The 21,479-nt window shown below is 63.5% G+C and carries 13 protein-coding genes; 7 read left to right on the plus strand and 6 right to left on the minus strand.

The annotated features are described in order from the left end of the window. The first annotated feature begins 10 nt into the window (after positions 1-10). The 5 genes from ACZYHG_RS30050 to ACZYHG_RS30070 all read left to right on the plus strand — a co-directional run bounded on the left by ACZYHG_RS30050 (position 11) and on the right by ACZYHG_RS30070 (position 8,477). Positions 11-286: a sarcosine oxidase subunit delta gene (locus tag ACZYHG_RS30050; protein WP_027034099.1), complete on the plus strand. Its 276-nt coding sequence runs from the start codon at positions 11-13 to the stop codon at positions 284-286. Beyond that, positions 286-3,264, plus strand: coding sequence for a sarcosine oxidase subunit alpha (locus ACZYHG_RS30055; protein WP_464611665.1), 2,979 nt, complete (start codon positions 286-288; stop codon positions 3,262-3,264). The genes ACZYHG_RS30050 and ACZYHG_RS30055 overlap by 1 nt, the downstream gene beginning before the upstream one ends. Next, positions 3,257-3,880 carry a sarcosine oxidase subunit gamma gene (locus ACZYHG_RS30060; RefSeq protein ID WP_464611666.1) on the plus strand — a complete coding sequence of 208 codons (624 nt, stop codon included), beginning with the start codon at positions 3,257-3,259 and terminating at the stop codon, positions 3,878-3,880. The genes ACZYHG_RS30055 and ACZYHG_RS30060 overlap by 8 nt, the downstream gene beginning before the upstream one ends. A gap of 266 nt (positions 3,881-4,146) precedes the next feature. Beyond that, positions 4,147-6,516, plus strand: coding sequence for a DUF1989 domain-containing protein (locus tag ACZYHG_RS30065; RefSeq protein WP_464611667.1), 2,370 nt, complete (start codon positions 4,147-4,149; stop codon positions 6,514-6,516). Positions 6,517-6,767: 251 nt separating this feature from the next. After that, positions 6,768-8,477, plus strand: a complete 1,710-nt coding sequence (locus ACZYHG_RS30070; RefSeq protein WP_464611668.1) for an APC family permease — start codon at positions 6,768-6,770, stop codon at positions 8,475-8,477. 72 nt (positions 8,478-8,549) lie between these two features. Here the strand turns inward: ACZYHG_RS30070 and ACZYHG_RS30075 are convergent, their stop codons facing one another. The 5 genes from ACZYHG_RS30075 to ACZYHG_RS30095 form a co-directional block, all read right to left on the minus strand. Beyond that, positions 8,550-9,905, minus strand: coding sequence for an LLM class flavin-dependent oxidoreductase (locus ACZYHG_RS30075; protein ID WP_464611669.1), 1,356 nt, complete (start codon positions 9,903-9,905; stop codon positions 8,550-8,552). Between the two features lie 155 nt (positions 9,906-10,060). Next, entirely contained in the window at positions 10,061-13,201 is a 3,141-nt protein-coding gene (locus tag ACZYHG_RS30080; protein WP_464611670.1) for an efflux RND transporter permease subunit, read from the minus strand. Between the two features lie 243 nt (positions 13,202-13,444). Further along, positions 13,445-14,587: an efflux RND transporter periplasmic adaptor subunit gene (locus ACZYHG_RS30085; protein WP_464611671.1), complete on the minus strand. Its 1,143-nt coding sequence runs from the start codon at positions 14,585-14,587 to the stop codon at positions 13,445-13,447. Between the two features lie 48 nt (positions 14,588-14,635). Then, positions 14,636-15,241 carry a TetR/AcrR family transcriptional regulator gene (locus tag ACZYHG_RS30090; RefSeq protein ID WP_464611672.1) on the minus strand — a complete coding sequence of 202 codons (606 nt, stop codon included), beginning with the start codon at positions 15,239-15,241 and terminating at the stop codon, positions 14,636-14,638. Positions 15,242-15,397: 156 nt separating this feature from the next. Next, complete coding sequence (locus tag ACZYHG_RS30095) at positions 15,398-17,035, minus strand: acyl-CoA synthetase (RefSeq protein ID WP_464611673.1); 1,638 nt, start codon at positions 17,033-17,035, stop codon at positions 15,398-15,400. A gap of 196 nt (positions 17,036-17,231) precedes the next feature. Here ACZYHG_RS30095 and ACZYHG_RS30100 point away from each other — a divergent pair, with 196 nt between their 5' ends. Continuing rightward, complete coding sequence (locus tag ACZYHG_RS30100) at positions 17,232-18,197, plus strand: sugar-binding transcriptional regulator (RefSeq protein WP_464611674.1); 966 nt, start codon at positions 17,232-17,234, stop codon at positions 18,195-18,197. Positions 18,198-18,283: 86 nt separating this feature from the next. Then, positions 18,284-20,338 carry a bifunctional aldolase/short-chain dehydrogenase gene (locus ACZYHG_RS30105; RefSeq protein ID WP_464611675.1) on the plus strand — a complete coding sequence of 685 codons (2,055 nt, stop codon included), beginning with the start codon at positions 18,284-18,286 and terminating at the stop codon, positions 20,336-20,338. A 67-nt stretch (positions 20,339-20,405) separates the two neighbouring features. On the opposite strand, the gene ACZYHG_RS30110 is transcribed toward ACZYHG_RS30105, so the two are convergent. After that, on the minus strand, positions 20,406-21,458 hold the full coding sequence (locus ACZYHG_RS30110; RefSeq protein ID WP_464611676.1) for a substrate-binding domain-containing protein: 1,053 nt from the start codon (positions 21,456-21,458) through the stop codon (positions 20,406-20,408). Positions 21,459-21,479 lie beyond the last annotated feature (21 nt).

Here is a 21,479-nt window from a genome sequence, read left to right on the forward strand (position 1 = left end):
AGGCCCGAGTATGCGCATCACCTGTCCCTTCTGCGGCGAACGCGAACTCGGCGAGTTCACCTATCTCGGTGACGCCAAGCCGGTGCGGCCGGTTGCCGGCGCTTCGGAAGACGAGGTCTTCGACTACGTCTACCTGCGCGACAATGTCGCCGGCGTGATGAGCGAGAACTGGTACCACGGCGGCGGCTGCCGGGCGTGGCTGAAGGTCACCCGCAACACGCTGACGCATGAGATTTCGGCGGTCGAGCCGGCAGCCGGCGCCGGTGCGGCCAAGGTTGGCGCGTGATGGCCGGCAATCAGACAAACCGGCTCACATCCGGCGGTCTCATCGACCGCTCGACGTCGCTGAATTTCCGCTTCGACGGCAAAAGCTTTTCCGGCTTCCAGGGCGATACGCTGGCGTCGGCGCTCGTCGCCAATGGCGTCAAGCTGGTCGGACGTTCGTTCAAATACCATCGTCCGCGCGGCATTCTCACCGCCGGTTCGGAGGAGCCCAACGCGCTGGTCGAGTTGCGCACAGGCGCCCGGCGCGAGCCGAACACTAAGGCGACGACCGCCGAGCTCTATGAAGGGCTCGAGGCCGCCAGCCAGAACCGCTGGCCGTCGCTGCGCTTCGACGTCATGTCGGTCAACCAGTTGTTTGCGCCGATCTTCGTCGCCGGCTTCTACTACAAGACCTTCATGTGGCCGGCGAAATTCTGGGAAGCGATCTACGAGCCCGCGATCCGCCGCGCCGCCGGCCTTGGCCGCGCTTCAGGGGTTGCCGATCCCGACCACTACGACAAGGCCTGGGCGCATTGCGACGTGCTGATTGCCGGCTCCGGTCCGGCAGGCCTGGCAGCAGCACTCGCTGCCGGCCGCAGCGGCGCCCGCGTCATTCTGTGCGAAGAGGATTTTGCCGCCGGCGGCCGACTGTTGGATGGCGGCACGATCGATGGCCTGCCCGCCGCCGAATGGCTATCGCGGACACTGGCCGAGCTCAGTTCGATGCCCGATGTACGCATCATGACCCGCACAACGCTATTCGGTGTTTATGACGGCGGCACCTATGGCGCGCTGGAACGGGTCAGCGACCACCTGCCCTTGCCGCCCGAGCACCATGTGCGCCAGCGCCTGTGGCGGATCGTGGCGAAGCGCAGCATTGTCGCCGCCGGCGCGATCGAGCGGCCCATCGTCTTTGCCGGCAACGACACGCCCGGCGTGATGATGGCTTCCGCCATGCGGACCTATGTCAACCGCTACGCCGCGACGCCGGCAAAACGCGTCGCATTGTTCACCAACAATGAGGATGGCTGGCGCACGGTCGAGACGGCACTAGGCGCCGGACTGCAGATCGCAGCGGTGGTCGACGCACGGCCGGATGTCTCACCCGCTCACCGGTCGCTCGCCTCCAAGAACGGCTTTACCGTGCTGCATGGTTCGGTCAGCGGCGTCGACGGTGGCAAGGACGGCGTTCGCAAGATTTCGGTGTCGCTGACCGGCGGCGCACGTGCCGAGGTCGAAGCCGACGGGCTCGCCGTTTCCGGCGGCTGGAATCCGACGGTCGGGCTCACATCCTATCATCGCGGCCGGCCGAAATGGCGCGACGATATCGCCGCCTTCGTGCCTGACGGCGCGCCTCCCGGCATGGTCGCGGCCGGTGCGGCCAACGGCGCCTTCGGGCTAGGCGCCTGCCTGCGCGAAGGTTTTGAAGCGGGGGCGACGGCCGCGCGTGACACAGGACGCACCGGCAACGCCGGATCGACGCCCGTCGCCGACGACGAGATTTTCTCGCTGGCGCCGCTCTGGCACGTCGCCGGCAAGGGCAAGGCCTTTGTCGACCAGCAGCACGACGTCACCGCCTCCGACATCGAACTGGCGCAGCGCGAAGGTTTTGAATCAGTCGAGCATCTGAAGCGCTACACCACGCTCGGCATGGCGACCGACCAGGGCAAGACGTCCAACGTCGCCGGCCTCGCGATCATGGCTGCTGTCAGCGGCCGGTCCATTCCCGAGACCGGCACGACGATCTACCGACCGCCTTACGTGCCGGTCGCCATCGGCGCCTTCGCCGGCCATCATCGCGACGAGACTTTCCATGCGACGCGGCTGACGCCGTCGCATCACTGGGCCGCCGAACAGGGTGCTGTCTTCGTCGACACCGGCCTGTGGAAGCGCGCGCAATGGTATCCGCGAGCCGGCGAGAAAGACTGGCTCGAATCCGTCACCCGCGAGGTCAAGGCGGTACGGAGCGGCGTCGGCTTCTGCGATGTCTCGACGCTCGGCAAGATCGACGTGCACGGCCCGGATGCCGGTGCCTTCCTCGACCGCGTCTACATCAACACCTTCTCCAACCTCGCCGTCGGCAAGGCCCGCTACGGGCTGATGCTGCGCGAGGACGGCATCGTCTATGATGACGGCACAACGTCGCGGCTGGCCGAGGACCATTATTTCCTGACCACCACCACGGCCAAGGCCGGACTGGTGATGCAGCATCTCGAATTCTGCCGGCAGGTGCTGTTTCCGGAACTCGATGTGCAGCTGACCTCTGTCTCCGACCAGTGGGCGCAGTTCTCGATCGCCGGGCCAAAGACACGCGATCTGCTCCGGGAAATTGTCGACCCTGCCGAGGACCTGTCCAATGAAGGTTTCCCCTTCATGGGCGCGCGCGAAGTCGCGTTGCGCGGCGGCATCAAGGCGCGGCTGTTCCGCATCTCCTTCTCCGGCGAGATGGCGTTCGAGATATCGGTGCCGGCCCGTTACGGCGAGGCGATGGCGCGCAATCTGATGCTGGCCGGCAAACAGTTCGGCGTGACGCCTTACGGCACCGAAGCGCTCGGTGTGATGCGCGTCGAAAAGGGCCACATCGCCGGACCGGAACTGAGCGGCACCACAACGGCCGCCGATCTCGGCCTCGGCAAGATGATGTCGACCAAGAAAGACTACATCGGCCGTGTCATGGCCGGCCGCGAGGCGTTGGTCGCGCCGAACCGGCAGGTCGTGGTCGGCATCAAGCCAACCGACAAGGCGCGGCGCCTGCGCTCCGGTGCGCACATCATTCCGAAAGGCCAAACGCCTAGCCCGGGCAATGACCAGGGCTATGTCACCTCGGTCTGCTTCTCGCCGACACTAGACCAGTGGATTGGCCTCGCGCTTGTCGAACGCGGCCGCGAACGCATCGGCGAGATCGTCCATGCGCATGATCCGCTGCGCGGCGAGGGCTATGATGTCGAACTCTGCAATCCCGTCTTCTACGATCCGGATGGAGGGCGCCAGCGTGGCTGAGTTTTCCTGGGACGTTCGCAGTCCGCTCGATCGGGTACTCGTGTCGGGGGCGCATGGTGCGAAGGGCGATGCCGGCGTGTCGCTAACCGAAATCCGCAATTTCGACTTGGTGCAGGTCATGGCGCGGCGGGGCAACGCGGCTGACATGGTCCAGGCCGCAAAGGCACGCTTCGGCATTGCGGCGCCGGAAACGCCGAATGCGGTGCCGACCACGGACGCCACGCTAATCTGGTCGGGACCCGATCAGTTTTTCGTGCTGTCGAAGGGCGGCCAGCATGGGATTGGGGCGCTCGGCCAAGTGTTCGCGCAATCTGCTTCGCTGTCCGACCAATCGCATGCGCGGGCCCTGATCAGCATCTCCGGCGCCAAGGTGCGGACGATGCTGGCGAAACTGTCGTCGATCGATTTGCACCCCGATGCGTTCCCGGTTGGTGCTGCGGCGGTAACGTCGATGGATCACACCAGCGTCACGCTGTGGCGGGGTGGCGACCGAGGCGGGCAAGCCGTGTTCAACGTTCTGGTCTTTGCGACGTTTGCTGAAAGTCTGTGGCACACGATGCTGGATTCGGCGGCGGAGTATGGAGTTGCTATCAGCTATTCCGAGGAATTGGCGTAGCGATTGTGCGCGCCCTTCCTTCTCCCCTTGTGGGAGAAGGTGGCCTCGCGAAGCGAGGTCGGATGAGGGGTGCTCCAGCTTGGCAATGACGGCACTCCGTCACCCACCCCTCAACCGTCTCGGCGCTACGCGCCGATCCACCTTCTCCCACAAGGGGAGAAGGGAATATGGGCGCTCAAGCTTGCCAAACTCAACCGCACTGCTATTCTTGCTGCTAAAATAATTTTACACACAGGCAAACTTGTTTCTCGAACCGCAAGGCTGAGATGAGCCAGTCGCCCTACCCCGCCGTCGCCTCCGGACCGCCCCGGCCGAGCCTCATCCTGAGGCCCGGCCAGATTGCGCTTCCGCCGGGCATGGAGCGATATACCATCCAGGGGAACGGCGCGGTGCTAATCGAGGTCGAGGCCGGCGATACGATCACGGTGCGCAATGTCGAGGGTGGCCAGGCCTGTGAGCTGTTGGCCTGGGACACCGCAGGCGCCACCGACCCCGGCATCTTCGGCGAGACGGCGAACAGCAACGCCGCCGGCATCAAGGCACTGCTTGCCGAGGGCGACGACAGTATCAGCGCGTTGCGGCACGGCATCGAGCGCCGGCAGGTGCAGCTCGATCAGGCCAAGGCTGTGCGCGTGTTCAGCGGCGCGACACCCGCTGGCACCGAGCAGGGTTTTACCGTCACACGCAATGGAGCAATGCTGATCGCCGCGCCCGGCGGACCGATGCTGGTCGATGGCCATGACACGGCGACGCCGCTCACCATCATCGTCCGGCGCGCCACTATCCGCCTGAAGATAAAATCCCAGTTGGCCGATCCGCTCGCCGACCCAGTGCTCGACCTGCGTGTCCATTCGGCAACCGCTGAATCCTACTTCGTCAAGGCTGGCGACTATCTGCAGATTATCGATGTCGATGGCCGCCAGTGCACCGACTTCCAGTGCTTTTCGGCGCGTAAGCTGGACAAGGGCCTCGACCACCCGCTCGACGTAACGACAACGCGCACGCTGATGGGTGCCAGCTATCCGATGCCCGGCCTGCATTCGAAATACTACGACCAGGACATGGAACCACTGGTCGAGGTGATCCAGGACACATGCGGCCGGCATGACGCCTTCGCGCTCGCTTGTGCTGCCAAATATTATGACGACATCGGCTATCCCGGCCACACCAACTGCTCGGAGAATTTCAATGGCGCTCTGGCCGACAAGGGCGTCAATGCTCGCGCTGGCTGGATGGCGATCAACTTCTTCTTCAACACGGCGATCGACGCGCATGGTGTCATGGTGTCCGACGAGCCATGGTCGCGCGCCGGCGATTATGTGCTGCTCAGAGCGCTGACCGATATCGTCTGCGTATCCTCTGCCTGCCCTGACGACACCACTCCGGCCAATGGCTGGAACCCGACCGACATCCATGTGCGGACCTATTCCGGCCAGCACAAATTCTCGCGAGCGATCGCCAGACGCATGACGCCCGATTCGGAACCGAAAATGACCCGCGAGACATCCTTTCATTCGAGCTTTGCCAAGCACACCCGCAACTTCGTCGAGTACCGGGGCTACTGGCTGGCCAATTCCTTCGCCAAGGACGGGCCGATCGCAGAATACTGGGCCTGCCGGCAGGACGCCGTGATCATGGACCTGTCGCCGCTGCGCAAGTTCGAGGTCACCGGGCCGGATTCGGAAGCACTGCTGCAATACACGCTGACCCGCGATGTCAAGAAACTCGCTGTCGGCCAGGTCGTCTATTCCGCCATGTGCTACAAGCATGGCGGCATGATTGACGACGGCACGCTGCTGCGGCTCGGCAAGGACAATTTCCGCTGGGTCGGCGGCGATGACCTGTCCGGCGAGTGGCTGCGCGAGACGGCCAAGAAACTCGGCCTGAACGTGCTGGTGCGCTCGTCCACCGACCAGATGCACAATGTCGCCGTACAGGGGCCGAAGAGCCGCGACATCCTCAGAGAGGTGATCTGGACCTCGCCGCTGCAGCCCTCGATCGACGAACTCGAATGGTTCCGCTTTGCAGTCGCCCGCATCGGCGGCGGCAATGGCATTCCGGTCGTGGTCTCGCGCACCGGCTATACCGGCGAACTCGGCTACGAGATCTGGTGTCATCCGCGCGACGCCGAAAAAGTGTTCGACGCCATCTGGGAAGCTGGCCAGTCGCACGGACTGAAGCCGATGGGGCTGCAGGCGCTCGACATGGTGCGCATCGAGGCCGGTTTGATCTTTGCCGGTTACGAATTCTCCGACCAGACCGATCCGTTCGAGGCCGGCATCGGCTTCACCGTGCCCTTGAAGACCAAGACCGACGATTTCATCGGCCGCGAGGCGCTGATCCGGCGCAAGGAGAACCCGCAGAACAAGCTTGTCGGCCTCGATATCGACAGCAATGTCGCCGTCGGCCATGGCGACTGCGTCCATGTCGGCCGTGCGCAGATCGGCGTCGTCACTTCGGGCATGCGTTCGCCGATGCTGAACAAGAACATCGCGCTGGCCAGGCTCGACGTCACCCATTCGGCCATCGGCACGGTAGTCGAGATCGGCAAGCTCGACGGCCATGCCAAGCGGCTGCCGGCGCGTGTCGTTGCCTTCGCCCACTACGATCCGCAGAAGACCAAGCCGCGCTCGTGAGCACTGCCTTCGTGCATCTGAACCGGCCTGCCGGTCATCCCGCGGGGCGCATCGGTGGCCGCGCGCGCAAGCGTGATGTGCACGGTTTCACAAAACGCTTGACGTGAAAGCGCGCCGGATCAATCTTCACTCTTAAGAAAAAAATACGACTGAGTGGAAACACAGCGGTTGTGATCATTGGCCGGGGAGCAAGCTTCGCAAAGCCGAGGCATCGCCGGCGGGGAACACTTACAAAAGGGGAAGTCACTGACATGAGCACCATAAGCACGGCCCTGGAGCAGCCTGCCGAAAGCAAGCTGCTCAGGCATATCGACTGGCGCGGCGCCTTCTGGGTGGCAAGCGGCGTTCCGGCGCTGGTCCTGTTCTCGATCGGCGGCATCGCCGGCACGACTGGGACACTGGCCTTCCTGATCTGGACGGTGTCCATGGTCATGGGTTTCCTGCAATCCTTCACCTATGCCGAGATTGCCGGCCTGTTCCCGAACAAGTCCGGGGGGGCCTCGATCTACGGCGCCACCGCCTGGCTGCGCTACTCCAAGTTCATCGCGCCGCTCTCGGTGTGGTGCAACTGGTTCGCCTGGTCGCCGGTGCTGTCGCTCGGCTGCTCGATCGCCGCCGCCTATATCCTCAACGCGCTGGCGCCGGTGCCGCTGTTCACAGCGACTTCGGCGGAGGTCGTTGCCTATATCGCGGCGCATGCCGGAACGGCGCCCGCGGACGCCATCACGGCGGTGACTGCGGCCGCAACGCCGGCGATCCGCAACTGGACGCTTTACAGCCACACATTGGGTCCGGTTTCCTTCACGTTCAACGCGACCTTCTTCATCGGCGCGGTGCTGATGCTGATCATTTTCTCGATCCAGCATCGCGGCATCCTCGGCACAGCCAATGTGCAGAAATATATCGGCCTGCTGGTCATCATCCCGATGCTGATCGTCGGCGTCGTGCCGATCTTCACCGGCCAGATCAACTGGGCCAACTTCTCGCCGCTGGTGCCGCTGGCCACCGCCTATGCCCCGGACCCCGGCACCTGGAACATCGCCGGCTGGACGCTGGTGCTCGGCGGCATGTTCATTGCCGCCTGGTCGACCTACGGCTTCGAGACGGCGGTCTGCTACACATCCGAGTTCAAGAACCCGGGAACCGACACCTTCAAGGCCATCTTCTATTCCGGCCTGCTCTGCATGCTGCTGTTCATCCTGGTGCCCTTCACCTTCCAGGGTGTGCTCGGCCTGAACGGCATGCTGGCGACACCGATCGTCGACGGTTCGGGCGTCGCCGACGCGCTGGCCGGCATGGTCGGCGGCGGGGCACTGATCCACAGCCTGCTGGTGATGCTGATGATCCTGGCCCTGGTGCTGTGTATCATGACGGCGATGGCCGGCTCCTCGCGCACGCTCTACCAGGGCTCGGTCGACGGCTGGCTGCCGCGCTATCTCAGCCACGTCAACGAACATGGCGCGCCGACGCGGGCCATGTGGACCGACCTCTGCTTCAACCTGGTCGTGCTGGCCATCGCCTCGGCCGACGCGACGAGCTTCTTCTTCATCCTCGCCGTGTCGAACTGCGGCTACATCATCTTCAACTTCCTCAACCTCAATGCCGGCTGGATCCACCGCATCGACAACGGCCATATCGCGCGGCCCTGGAAAGCACCGAGCTGGCTGTTGGGGATCGGGGCGATCTTCGCGTATGTCAACGCGGTCTTCATGGGCGCCGGCGCCAAGGTCTGGAACCCGATGGCGCTGTGGGCCGGACTGATCACCGCGGCCTTGATCATCCCGGTGTTCTGCTACCGGCATTACGTCCAGGACAAGGGCAAATTCCCCGATCACATGCTGGCCGATCTCGGCATGACGGGTGCTGACCTCGCGGTCAAGAAAGCAGGGATGCTGCCCTATCTTACGCTGGTCGCCGGTGTGGTGGTGATGCTGCTCGCCAACTGGTTCTTCGTCATCTGACGTGGCCACTTGAATGGAACGGGCGCGCTTGGGCGCGCCCGTTCCATTTTACGTTCTCACCGAATTGAAGCGTCAGCCGGTCTTGCGGACGGCCTCTTCCGCGCCTTCGAAGAACCGGTTCGGCGGCCGTTTCAAACCGAGGTTCTCACGCAAGGTCGTGCCCTCATACTCGCGCCGGAAAAGCCCTCGCCGCTGCAACTCGGGCACGACCTTCTCGGCGAAGTCATCCAGTCCGGCGGGCAGATAGGGAAACATGATGTTGAAGCCGTCCGACCCTTCCGTGACCAGCCATTTCTCCATCTCGTCGGCAATGGTTTGCGGCGTGCCGACAAAGGCGAGGCCGGAATAGCCGCCCAGCCTTTGGGCAAGCTGGCGCACGGTCAGGTTTTCATTCCGGGCCAGCTCGATGACACGCTCGCGGCTGCTCTTCGAGGCATTGCTTTCCGGTATTTCCGGCAAGGCCGCGTCGGGATCAAAGGCCGACGCATCGTGTCCAAGAGCGATCGATAGCGAGGCAATGCCGCTCTCGTAATAGACCAGGCTGTCGAGCTTCGCCCGCTTGGCCCGCGCTTCCTCGACACTGTCGCCGACGATGACGAAGGCACCAGGCAGGATCTTGATGTCGTCGCGCGAGCGGCCGAGTTTTTGTGCCCTGCTTTTAACGTCAGCAAAGAAGCGTTGGCCGGCGACAAGATCTCCATGAGCGGCGAAAATCACCTCGGCCGTCTCGGCCGCCAGTTGCCGCCCTGCCTCTGATGCGCCGGCCTGGACAATGACCGGCCAGCCTTGCACGGGGCGCGCGATGTTGAGCGGCCCGCGCACCGAGAGATGCTCGCCCTTGTGGTCCAGCACATGCAATTTAGCGGGATCGAAATAGAGCCCGCTTTCGGCATCGCGGATGAAGGCATCGTCGGCAAAACTGTCCCACAGGCCGGTCACGACATCGTAGAATTCCCGCGCCCGGTGATAGCGCTCATCATGCTCGACATGTTCGTCGAGACCGAAGTTCAGCGCGGCATCGGGGTTGGACGTGGTGACGATGTTCCAGCCGGCGCGGCCGCCGCTGATATGGTCGAGCGACGCGAAGCGGCGGGCGATGTGATAGGGCGCATCGAAGGTGGTCGACGCGGTGGCGATCAGCCCGATGTGATCGGTGACGGCGGCCAGCGCCGACAGCAGCGTGAATGGTTCGAACGAGGTCACCGTGTGGCTGCGCCGCAGCGCCTCGATCGGCATGTTGAGCACGGCCAGATGATCGGCCATGAAGAAGGCGTCGAACTTCGCCGCCTCCAGCGTCTGCGCAAAACGCTTCAGATGCGCGAAGTTGAAGTTGGCGTCGGGATAGGCGCCTGGATAGCGCCAGGCGCCGGTGTGCAGGCTGACCGGGCGCATGAAGGCGCCGAGCCGCAATTGCCGTTTTTCTGCCATGGGAAGACACCCTGATGAGGACGAGCGTTGCCGCTCCGCTGAGGTGCAGGATGCGACCGCTTTGCGGTCCTGGGAAGGAATCCTGTTTTGCAAAATCGGCACTGGGGAGCATTTTCATCGGCGTGACGGACCAACCGTCACGCCGATAAACCGCTCTATTCCGCAGCCAGGGCCAGTTGTGGCCGCTCGGCGGGCAGCTCTGTTTCGGGCGCCTGCTCGCTAGTGCCCACCTTCTTCGGCTCGCGGCCAAAGAACAGGGCGTAGCCTGCCGGCAGCACCAGGATGGTCAGCACGGTGGCGACCATGATGCCGCCCATCATGGCATAGGCGAGCGGGCCCCAGAACACGGCGCGCGAGATCGGGATCAGCGCCAGCACCGCCGTCATCGCTGTCAGCACGATCGGCCGGAAACGGCGTACAGCCGAGCCGATGATGGCCTCCGAGCGTTCCATGCCTCTGGCAATGTCCTGGTCGATCTGGTCGACCAGGATGATCGAGTTGCGCATGATGATGCCGAGCAGCGCGATGACGCCGAGGATGGCGACAAAGCCGAACGGGGCGCCGCTGATCAGCAGAGCCGCGGCGGCACCGATGATGCCGAGCGGACCGGTCGCCAGCACCAGCATCGCCTTGCCGAAGTTCTGCAGCTGGATCATCAGCAGCACGACGATGATGGCCAACATGATCGGCGCCTTGGCGGCGATCGACGCCTGGCTTTCGGCCGAATCCTCGGCACCGCCCTGGATCTCGATCTTATAGCCGGGCGCCAGGCCATCACGCAGGCCCTGCATGTCCTTGTACATCTTGGTGACGACGTCGTTGGACTGCACGCCGTCGGGCAGGGTTGCCCGTACGCTGATGGTCGGCAAGCGGTTGCGGCGCCATTCGATGCCTTGCTCCAGCACCGGCACCACCTTGGCCACCTGCGACAACGGCACGAAGCCGCCGAAATCGGTCGGGATATAGACCGAGTCGACCGAGGACAGCAGGCTGCGGCTCGCATCCGGCTCACGGGCAACGATGGACACCGTTTCTTCGCCGTCGCGGAAGTCGTCGAGCGGCGCGCCGGACATGGTCGCCTGCAGCATCTGGCGGATGCGCTGCGAGGTGACGCCGAGCGCACGGGCGCGATCCTGGTCGATGACCAGCTTCATCGCCGGCACCGGTTCGAGCCAGTCGTCATGGACAGCGCCCAGCAGCGGATCCTCACGGAACTTCGCCTTCACCTGGTCGGCGATACGGCGCACCTCCTGTCGATCCGGACCCATGACGCGCATCTGCACCGGCCAGCCGGTCGGCGGGCCGAGGAACAGGCGGTCGACCTTACCGCGGATCGAGGGGAAATCCTCGGCCAGAACGGTGCGCAGCTTGACGATCAGCCGTTCACGCGCCGGCTCGTCATTGGCCATCACCAGCATCTGGGCGAAGTTCGGGTTGGCGAGCTGCTGGTCGAGCGGCAGGAAGAAGCGCGGCGCGCCCTCGCCGATATAGGTGGCGATGAAGCGCTTGTCCTTGTCGTCCATCATCTTGGCTTCGAGCGCCTTGGCCTGCACCTCGACCTCCTTGATGCTGGTGCCTTCCGGCAGCCAGAGGTCGACGAGGATTTCCGGCCGCGACGATTGCGGGAAGAAGTTCTGCGGGATGAACTGGAACGCCCACAGGCTGGTGCCGAAGGTCACCAGCGTCATCACCAGTACGATGATGCGATGGTGCACGGCCCAGCCGACCGTGGCGCGCAGCCGGCGGTAGAAGCGCGTGTCGAAGGCATCGTGATGGGTGCCGGCATGCTTGCGCTGCTTGAGGATCATGTAGCCAAGCCATGGCGTGAAATAGACCGCCACGAACCACGACACGATCAAAGCGATGCCGACGACATAGAACAGGGTGCGCACATATTCGCCCGCAGTCGAGGCAGCGAAACCGACCGGGATGAAGCCGGCGGTGGTGATCAGCGTGCCGGTCAGCATCGGGAAAGCGGTCGAGGAATAGGCGAAGCTCGCGGCCTCGATCTTGACCAGCCCCTCCTCCAGCTTGCGCTCCATCATTTCGACGACAATCATGGCGTCGTCGACGAGCAGGCCAAGCGCGATGATCAGGGCGCCCAGCGAGATGCGCTGCAGGTCGATGCCAAGCTCGTACATGATGGCGAAGGTGGCTGCCAGAACCAGCGGAATGGCGATGGCAATGACCAGCCCGGAGCGCCAGCCGATCGACAGGAACGAGACGACAAGCACGATCAACAACGCTTCGCCCAGCGCATGCATGAATTCGGCCACCGCATCCGTGACGACGCCCGGCTGATCGGAAATCTGGTCGACCGACACGCCATAGGGCAGCGCCTCCTCGAAGCGCTTGTAGGTCGCCTCGACGTCCTTGCCGACATCGGTGACCTTGAAACCCTTGGCCATGACGACACCGAGCTGGACGCTTTCATGTCCATTGAAGCGGTATTTGCGCTGGAAGGGATCTTCGAGCCCCGAGGTCACGGTGGCGATGTCGCCGAGCCGCGTTACCTGGCCGCCGGCGCGCAGGCGCAATTCCCTGATATCGGCGGCCTTGGTGACGTCGCCCTCGACCGAGATGCGCACCGAATTGACGCCGGTGTCGACGGATCCGGCCGGGTCGACATTGTTCTGGCCCTTGATCGCGTTCTGCAGGTCGGTCAGCGTCAGGCCGCGTTCGGCAAGCGCCTTCGACGAGACATCGATATAGAGCTTCTCCGGCTGGTCGCCGATGATGACCGCCTTCTCGACGCCTGGCGTCGTCAACAGCATGTCGCGCGCCTGGATGGCGAACTTCTTCAGCTCGGGATAGGAAAACCCGTCGCCGCTGATCGAATGCAGCGTGATGAAGGTGTCGCCGAACTCGTCGTTGAAGTATGGGCCAAGCAGGCCCCGCGGCAGGTCACCCTGGATATCACCGACCTTCTTGCGCACCTGGTAGAAGGCGTCGTTCACCTCGGCGGCGTTGGTGTCGCCCTTGATCTGCACGGTGATGATGGCGCTGCCGGCCCGGGTGAAGGAGCGCACGAAATCGAGATGCGGCGTCTCCTGCAGCTTGCGCTCGATCTTGTTGACGACCTGGTCTTCCATCTCCTGGATCGAGGAGCCCGGCCAGATCGCCTGCACGACCATGACCCGGAAGGTGAAGTCGGGGTCTTCTTTCTGGCCCATGCGCATCAGGCCGAGCGCACCGGCGATGATGATCAGCCCGAACAGGAAGCGCGCGATGGAGGGATGGCCGATGGCCCAGCGCGACAGGTTGAAGGGCCGCTTTTCTTCAGTGGAGGTCGTCATCGGTGCTGGTCCACTTTGCTTGGTTGCCGGCGCCTGGTGCTTCGAAGAAGCGCGGCGCGCGAAACGAAATCATCTGCGTTCGATCTGGCTTCCGGGCGGCGTGACTCTTCGAGCAGAGAGACACTCATCGCGGTCGGACGCGCGGATCGATGCGGGGGGACATCGGCCTTGACGTCTCGACCTTCGGGCGCACGCCGCCCGGAAACCTGCGGCCGCGGGAACGCGCGGCCGTCCTGTCTGTCGTCAGCGCAACCGGCTGGCGTCTTCGCCCTCGGCGGAGGCGGACTGCTGCGCCACTCCGCCGGCGAGCTTCACCTTCAGATTCTCGGTCATGAACTGCGTGCCGGCGGCGACAACGATATCGCCTGGCTTCAACCCTTCGGCGACGCGCACGCCATCGGCGGCGAACTCGGCGACCTTGACCGGGCGGGCATGAACGGTGTCGGCGCCACGATCGACGGTCCAGACGATCGGCTGGCTGTCTTGCTTCGCCAATGCGCTCAGCGGGATCGATACGAGTTGCTTTTCGTTGGCGGCCGAGGCCTCGATATTGGCGGTCATGCCGAGCAGCACGCGCGGATCGTTGGGCAGGCTGACACGAACGGCGAAGGTACGCGACTGCGTATCGGCGCTGCCGGCGACCTCGCGGACCTTGCCGTCGAGCGCCAGCGTGTTGTCGGACCAGAAACCGGCCTTGACTGATTTGCCCGGCTTGAATTCGGCGATCTCCATTTCAGGCACCGCGATCAGCACTTCCTTTTCGCCGTCGACCGCGACAGTGACCACCGGCGAGCCGGAGCCAACCACCTGGCCGACATCGGCGTTGACACCCGTGACGATGCCGTCCCTGTCGGCCTTGAGGTCGGTATAGCCGACCTGGTTCTTGGCCTGGTCGAGCGACGAGCGGGCGGAGTCGCGGGTGGCGACCGCCTGGTCATAGGTCAGCGTCGCCTGTTCGAGCTGCGATTTCGGTGAAAAGTTCTTGGCGAAAAGCTGCTCGGCGCGCTTGCGGGCAAGCTCTGTTGTCTCGACCTGCCGTTCGGCCGCATCGAGCGTGGCCTGGGCACTCTTGACCGAGAGGTCATAGTCGGTGGGATCGATGCTGGCGAGCACATCGCCCGGCACGACATGCTGACCGATGTCGACGAGGCGCTCGGTGATCTTGCCGTTGACCCGGAAAGCGAGAGCACTTTCGGTGCGGGCGCGCACCGATCCCGAATAGGAGAGCGTGCGGGTGTCATGCGCCTGGGCGATCTCGACGACCTTGACCGGGCGGATGATGTCCTTGACTTCGGCTTTCTCCTGGCTGCAGCCGGCCAGAGCAAGCGCTCCGACGATCAAGCCCGCGACCGGCAGCCGGCTGATGATGGAATTGGACAAAGACATCGTGGTACTCCCGACTGGAGGCGGACTGGCAACACCGGCGAGCGGCGGCTATTTCAAGGCTCTGATGGCGTAGTCGATAAGTTCGTCGGGCATTGCCCGGTTGGTCTTGGCCAGGCACTGTGCCACCATCTGCGGGTGACAGAGGATCACGGTGGCGGCGCCGAAGCAGCGCGAGGCGGCTTCGGGATCCTGCTGCCGGAACTCGCCGGTCTCGACACCCTCGCGGATGACCTCGGCGAACAGGTCGTGGATGCTGTTGACGTGAGCGTCGATGACGGCCCAGTCGCGCTCGAGCGCGACGATGACCATCTCATGGACCTTTTGCTCGTCGAGCATGGTCTCCAGCGTCATCTTGTACTGGGCGTGAATGTAGCGCCGCAGCCGCTCCTCAGCGCTGATCGGCAGGTGCATGATCTCGTAGGCCATCTTGTAGCTGGCGCCGAGCATCCGGCCGCAGACGGCCTGGTGGATTTCGACCTTGGAGGCGAAGAAACGGTAGATGTTGGCCGGCGACATGCCGAGTTCGCGGGCGATGTCGGCGACATTGGTCTTGCCGTAGCCATAGTGCCGGAACAGGCGCTCTGCGCAATCGAGAATGCGCGTCACATTCTCTTGCCTGGCGGCCTCGGCGACTATGTTGGCGGCTTCGGACATGGCTCTTTCGTTTGACAAGTGACGAATTTCAATTTTCGTCAGTCGTAAATTGAAGAGAGCGGGATGTCAACGCGAAATCGACGTACGCGTATAATTGGTGACAGATGCTGACAGTGATCGACGAGTGCGACAGACGCCCACGATTGGCGGCCGGCCCTATGAGTTCGCCATTTCCCGCAGCCGGAACTTCTGGATCTTGCCCGTCGACGTCTTCGGTATTTCCTCGAAAATCACCGCCTTCGGTACTTTGAAGCGGGCCAGCAGCGCGCGGCAGTGTTCGATGATTTCGGCCTCGGTCGCGGTCTTGCCGGGCTTCAGCTCAACATAGGCTACGGGCACCTCGCCCCATTTGTCGTCGTGGCGCGCCACCACGCCACAAGAGGAAACGGATGGGTGCTTGTAGAGCGCATCCTCGACCTCGATCGAGGAAATGTTCTCGCCACCCGAGATGATGATGTCCTTGGAGCGGTCCTTGAGCTGGATGTAGCCGTCGGGATGCATGACGCCGAGATCGCCGGAATGGAACCAGCCGCCAGCGAAGGCTTCGTCGCTCGCCTTGCGGTTCTTCAAATAGCCTTTCATGACGATGTTGCCGCGAAACATGACCTCGCCGATGGTTTCGCCGTCGGCAGGCGTTTCGATCATTGTCTCGGGGTCCATCACGGTAAGCCCTTCGAGCGCGGCGTAGCGCACGCCTTGCCTCGCCTTCTTGGCGCTGCGTTCGCCTTTTTCGAGACCGTCCCATTCGCCGTGCCATTCGTTGACCACGGCCGGGCCATAAGTCTCGGTCAGGCCATAGAGATGGGTGACGGCAAAGCCGGCATCGGCCATGCCCGACAGCACGGCTTCGGGCGGCGGCGCGGCCGCGGTGTTGAAGGTCACGGTCTGCGCGAACGTGCGCTTGTCTTCGTCCTTCGCGTTGATCAGCACCGACATGACGACCGGCGCGCCACAGAGATGGGTGACGCCGTGATCGGCGATTGCATCGTAGATCGGCTTTGGCCGCACCCAGCGCAGGCAGACATGGGTGCCGGCCTGGACGGCGAGCGTCCAGGGGAAGCACCAGCCGTTGCAGTGGAACATCGGCAGCGTCCAGAGATAGACGGCATGCTTGGCCATGCCGGCATGGATTGTGTTGGTGTAGGCCATCAGGGCAGCACCGCGATGATGGTAGACGACGCCCTTCGGATTGCCCGTGGTGCCGGAGGTGTAGTTGAGCGAAATGGCGTCCCATTCGTCGTCTGGCATCGACCAGGCGAAATCCGCATCACCACTGGCGACAAAATCCTCGTAGTCGACTGCGCCGATGCGCTCGCCCTTCCGATAGGGCGCGTCGGCCGCATAGTCGGGATCGTCATAATCGATGACTAACGGCTTGACCTTGGCCAGTTCCAGAGCTTGCTGGACGACGCCGGAGAATTCGCGGTCGACGATCAGCACCTTGGTCTCGGCATGATCGAGCTGGAAGGCAATGACCGCGGCGTCGAGGCGGGTGTTGAGCGAGTGCAGCACGGCCTTGGTCATCGGCACGCCGAAATGCGCTTCCAGCATTGGCGGGGTGTTGGACAGCATGACGGTGACCGTGTCGCCCTTGGCGATGCCGCGCTTTTGTAGTGCCGAGGCAAGCTTCAACGAGCGGCGCCAGAAATCGCGATAGGAGATACGCTGGTTGCCGTGGATAATGGCGATATGGCTGGGATAGGTCCTTGCCGCACGCTCCAGATAGGTGAGCGGCGTCAGCGGCTGGTAATTGGCCGCGTTCCTGTCGAGATCCTGTTCGTATGGATTGCCCATCCCGCCTCCCCTTGCTTCCTGGTCGGAGACTTCTAATCACAGGCTCCTGGCCACGTCACCATTCTTCTATGGGAAGCCTGTCGATACCACAGCCGGCTTCGCCTTGATCCCGATCAACAAGTGAAAGATGTTTGCACTGTCCCGCTCAATTTGACTTTTGTCGAGAGCCGTGAATAATGTCAGCCGAGGAGACGGCATGGCGATCCGACCGGCAGAACAAATCATCCACAAGGCCGCCTGGCTCTATTATGCGCACGGCCTGCGGCAGGACCAGGTGGCTAGCCAGCTTAACATTTCCCGCGCCTCGGTGGCCATGTATCTGCGCAAGGCGCGCGAGACCGGCATCGTCAACATCTCAACCTCGACCCAGTTGTTCACCGACGACGTGATGGCGCGCAAGCTCGAGGACGCGCTGGGCCTCGACGCGGTCTGGATCGCGCCCGAGAACGGCCATATCCCGGACCCTTCGACCGACATTGCCGTGCTGGCGGCGAGCGTCTTTCTCGAACTGGTCAAGAAGGGCGATCGCATCGGTGTCGCCTGGGGCCGCACCGTCTACACCATCGCCGACATCATGTCCTATGCCGACCTGCAGGATGTCACGGTGGTGCAGCTCTGCGGCAATCTCGGCGCGCCTTATTCCTACCGGCCCGACCAGTGCACGATGGAAATCGCGCGCCGGCTCAACGCCAAGGGCCTCAATTTCTACGCGCCGCTGGTGCTATCTACGGAAGAGCTGGCACGCGCGCTGCGCGCCGAACCAGTGATCCGCGAGCAGCTGTCGGGAATCAAGGACTGCGATCTGGCGCTCTATTCGGTTGGAGCGGTCGACGCCGACAGCCATCTGGTCAAATGCGGCGCGCTGACATCAGGAGAAATGGCGGAGCTGCGCAGCCGAGGTGCTGCCGGCGTCATTGCCGGTCAGATCATCGATGCCGAAGGCAAGGTGCTCGACTGCGGCTACAACAGGCGGGTGATCTCCGCCGAACTTGCCTCGCTGCGCGCCATCGCCAGGCGCCTGATGGTGGTGCAGGAGGACAGCAAGTTCGAACCGCTGCTCGCCGCACTCACTGGGGGACTTTGCACGCATCTGGTGGTCGGCGCGCACATGGCGCAACGGCTGCTCGATCATGCCGGGGCGGCGCCACAAAAAGCATCCTGAAAAGCAACCCTTCGCCGGCGCATTGTCATCAAGGCGTCGCGGCATTCCTGTTTCACCACCCAAGACAGCAACTGGACGAAGCGAACATGAAGAATTTGTGGAACGACGACGCGGCCGAGAAACTCGTTGCCGATTATGCGAAGAAGGGCGTCGGCCGCGACCTCGCGCTGCGCGTTTACACGACGCGGCTGCTGGGTGGCGTGCCGCAGCTGGTTCTGCATGGCGGCGGCAACACCTCCTGCAAGATCAAGGCGACCGACCTCGTCGGTGACGAATGGGACGTGCTGTGCGTCAAGGGCAGCGGCTGGGACATGGCTGTCATCGAGCCGCAGGGCCTGCCGGCGGTCAAGATGGGCGCCCTGCTCAAGGCGCGTGCGCTGGACAAGCTCGCTGACGAGGACATGGTGGCGCTGCAGCGGGCGAACCTGATCGACCCGTCCTCGCCCAACCCTTCGGTGGAAACGCTGCTGCACGCCTTCCTGCCGCACAAATTCGTCGACCACACCCATTCGACCGCCATTCTGGCCATCGTCGACCAGGAAGACTCGAAGCCGCTGGTAAAGGCGGTGTTCGGGAGCAAGATGGGCTACGTGCCCTACATCATGCCGGGCTTCGACCTCGCCAAGGCGGCGGCCGACGTGTTTGATGCCGACCCGACAGTCGAGGGCCTGATCCTTGACAAGCACGGCATCTTCACCTTCGGCGACGACGCCAAACAGGCCTACGACCGGATGATCCACTATGTGAACGTCGCCGAGGAGTACGTCGCCAAGAACGCCAAGCCTCAGGCGGCGAAGGCCGCGCTGCCGGCAAGGCTCGCGACACCGGCGTCCATCGCGCCAATGCTGCGCGGTGCCGTTGCGGTGGCACGCGGCGAGGGCCGCTTCGATCGCATGATCAGCGATTTCCGCACCTCGGATGCAATCGTCGATTTCATCAACTCGTCCAAAATTGCCGACTACGCCGGACGCGGTGTTTCGACGCCTGACCTGTCGATCCGCATCAAGACCGGACCGATGGCGGTGCCGGCACCCGATGCTGATAAGGTCGGCGAGTACAAGGCCGTGATCAAGAGCCATGTCGACGCCTTTGTCGGGGATTATCGCGCCTATTTCGAAACCAATGACGCACTCGATGATGTCAAGCGCACCATGCTCGACCCGATGCCGCGGCTGACGCTGGTGCCAGGCCTCGGCATGTTTGGCCACGGCCGTACGCTCAAGGATGCCAGGATCGCTTCCGACGTTGGCGAGATGTGGATCGAGGCGGTGCGGGGCGCCGAGGCGGTCGGCCATTTCCATCCGCTGTCCAAGGCCGATTTGTTCCCGCTCGAATACTGGTCGCTGGAACAGGCCAAGCTCGCCTCCAACAAGCCGAAGCCGCTGACCGGCCAGGTGGTGCTCATCACCGGCGGCGCCGGCGCGATCGGTGCTGCGACCGCCAAGCTTTTCGCCGACAATGGCGCGCATGCGGTCGTTGTCGATCTCGACGCCGAGAAGGCTGCCGAGGCCGCCAAGAAAGCCGGCAACAATTCGATCGGCGTCGGCGCCGACATCACCGACCCGGCACAAGTGCGCGCCGCCTTTGACAAAGCTGTGGCCGTGTTCGGCGGCGTCGACATTCTCGTCTCCAATGCCGGCGCGGCCTGGGAAGGCCGGATCGGCGAACTCGACGATGCGCTGCTGCGCAGGAGTTTCGAGCTCAATTTCTTCGCCCACCAGTCGGTGGCGCAGAACGCCGTGCGCATCATGCTCGAACAGGGCACCGGCGGCGTGCTGCTGTTCAACACCTCCAAGCAGGCGGTCAATCCGGGCCCGAAATTCGGCGCCTATGGCGTGCCGAAGGCGGCAACCCTGTTCCTGTCCAGGCAATACGCGCTCGACTATGGCGCCCACGGCATCCGCTCGAACGCCGTCAACGCCGACCGCATCCGCTCGGGTATTTTGACCGATGCCATGATCGCCAGCCGCTCCGGCGCGCGCGGCGTGTCGGAGAAGGAATACATGTCCGGCAATCTGCTCGGTCAGGAAGTAACGGCGCAGGACGTGGCGCAGGCCTTCCTGCATCACGCGCTGGCCGAACGGACGACCGCCGACGTGACGACGGTCGACGGCGGCAACATCGCAGCCGCGCTGCGGTAAGCATTTCCAGCTGACAACAAAAAGGGCGGCTCGTGGGCCGCCCTTTTCGTTTGTGTCGTAACGAACTTTACTTCGCGTTGGGGTTCGGCATCCAGGCCGGCATGGCGACATCGGCATGGGCGAACTGCGGCAGCTTGGCCGACAGGTCTTCCATGTTCTTGATGTCCTTGTCGATCAGCTCTTTCTGCGTGATCAGCGTCGGCGGCACGATGACGTTGTGGCCGGGGTCTTCACCAGCCAGCAGTTGCGCCAGCGCGCGCACCGAGACCTGGCCGACGACGGCCGGGTTGGTTGCAGCGGTGGCAGCCCAGGCGCTGTCGGGCTCACGCATCGCGGCGATGTCGGATGTCGAGATGTCGGCCGAGTAGATCTTGATCTTCTTGTTCAGGCTGGCCTCGTCGACGGCGATCTTCACGCCCTTGGCGAATTCGTCATAGGGGGCGAACATAACGTTGATGTCGGGGTGGGCAGTCAACACCGAACGCGCCTGGTTGGCGACCGAGTTGGCGATCGGATTGTCGAGCGTGCCGAACATCGCGACCTCCTTGATGCCGGCATACTTCTTCTTCACGTCGATCCAGGTCTCGTTGCGGCGGTCGAGCGGCGCGATGCCGGCGACGTAGACATAGCCGGCATTCCAGGTCTCGCCATTGTCCTTGACCGCCTGCTCGAGCGCCAGACGCGCAAGGTCTTTGTCCGACTGTTCGATCTGCGGGATCTTGGGGTTTTCGACATTGACGTCGAAGGCCACCACCTTGATGCCGGCATCGACCGCGCGCTGAGCGGCGTCCTTCATCGATTCCGTCAGGCCGTGCTGGATGATGATGCCTTGCACGCCAAGCGCGATGGCCTGATCGACCATGTCGGACTGAAGGGCGGCGTCCTGACGGCTATCGAGCACGCGCAGGTCGATGCCGAGTGCCTTGGATTGCGCCTCGACGCCTGAGAGATAGGCCTGGAAGAAGTCGCCGGTCGAGAGATAGCGTACCAGCGCGATCTTGACGCCGGGCTTGTCGAACGGGGCCGGTTTGTCGGCAGCCAACGCCGGGAACTGCATCAGCATGGTTGCGCCGGCCAATCCGAGCGCGACCTTCCCCAGAAGTCTTCTTGTAATCGTCACTTTGTTTCCTCCACTCTTGTT

This window comes from Mesorhizobium subarcticum, assembly GCF_055456085.1.

Excerpts from the sequence above, each read along its gene's own strand:
- ACZYHG_RS30050 (WP_027034099.1), top strand. The coding sequence starts at position 11 with ATGCGCATCACCTGTCCCTTCTGCGGCGAACGCGAACTCGGCGAGTTC.
- ACZYHG_RS30055 (WP_464611665.1), top strand. The coding sequence starts at position 286 with ATGGCCGGCAATCAGACAAACCGGCTCACATCCGGCGGTCTCATCGAC.
- ACZYHG_RS30065 (WP_464611667.1), top strand. The coding sequence starts at position 4,147 with ATGAGCCAGTCGCCCTACCCCGCCGTCGCCTCCGGACCGCCCCGGCCG.
- ACZYHG_RS30070 (WP_464611668.1), top strand. The coding sequence starts at position 6,768 with ATGAGCACCATAAGCACGGCCCTGGAGCAGCCTGCCGAAAGCAAGCTG.
- ACZYHG_RS30075 (WP_464611669.1), bottom strand. The coding sequence starts at position 9,905 with ATGGCAGAAAAACGGCAATTGCGGCTCGGCGCCTTCATGCGCCCGGTC.
- ACZYHG_RS30080 (WP_464611670.1), bottom strand. The coding sequence starts at position 13,201 with ATGACGACCTCCACTGAAGAAAAGCGGCCCTTCAACCTGTCGCGCTGG.
- ACZYHG_RS30085 (WP_464611671.1), bottom strand. The coding sequence starts at position 14,587 with ATGTCTTTGTCCAATTCCATCATCAGCCGGCTGCCGGTCGCGGGCTTG.
- ACZYHG_RS30090 (WP_464611672.1), bottom strand. The coding sequence starts at position 15,241 with ATGTCCGAAGCCGCCAACATAGTCGCCGAGGCCGCCAGGCAAGAGAAT.
- ACZYHG_RS30095 (WP_464611673.1), bottom strand. The coding sequence starts at position 17,035 with ATGGGCAATCCATACGAACAGGATCTCGACAGGAACGCGGCCAATTAC.
- ACZYHG_RS30100 (WP_464611674.1), top strand. The coding sequence starts at position 17,232 with ATGGCGATCCGACCGGCAGAACAAATCATCCACAAGGCCGCCTGGCTC.
- ACZYHG_RS30105 (WP_464611675.1), top strand. The coding sequence starts at position 18,284 with ATGAAGAATTTGTGGAACGACGACGCGGCCGAGAAACTCGTTGCCGAT.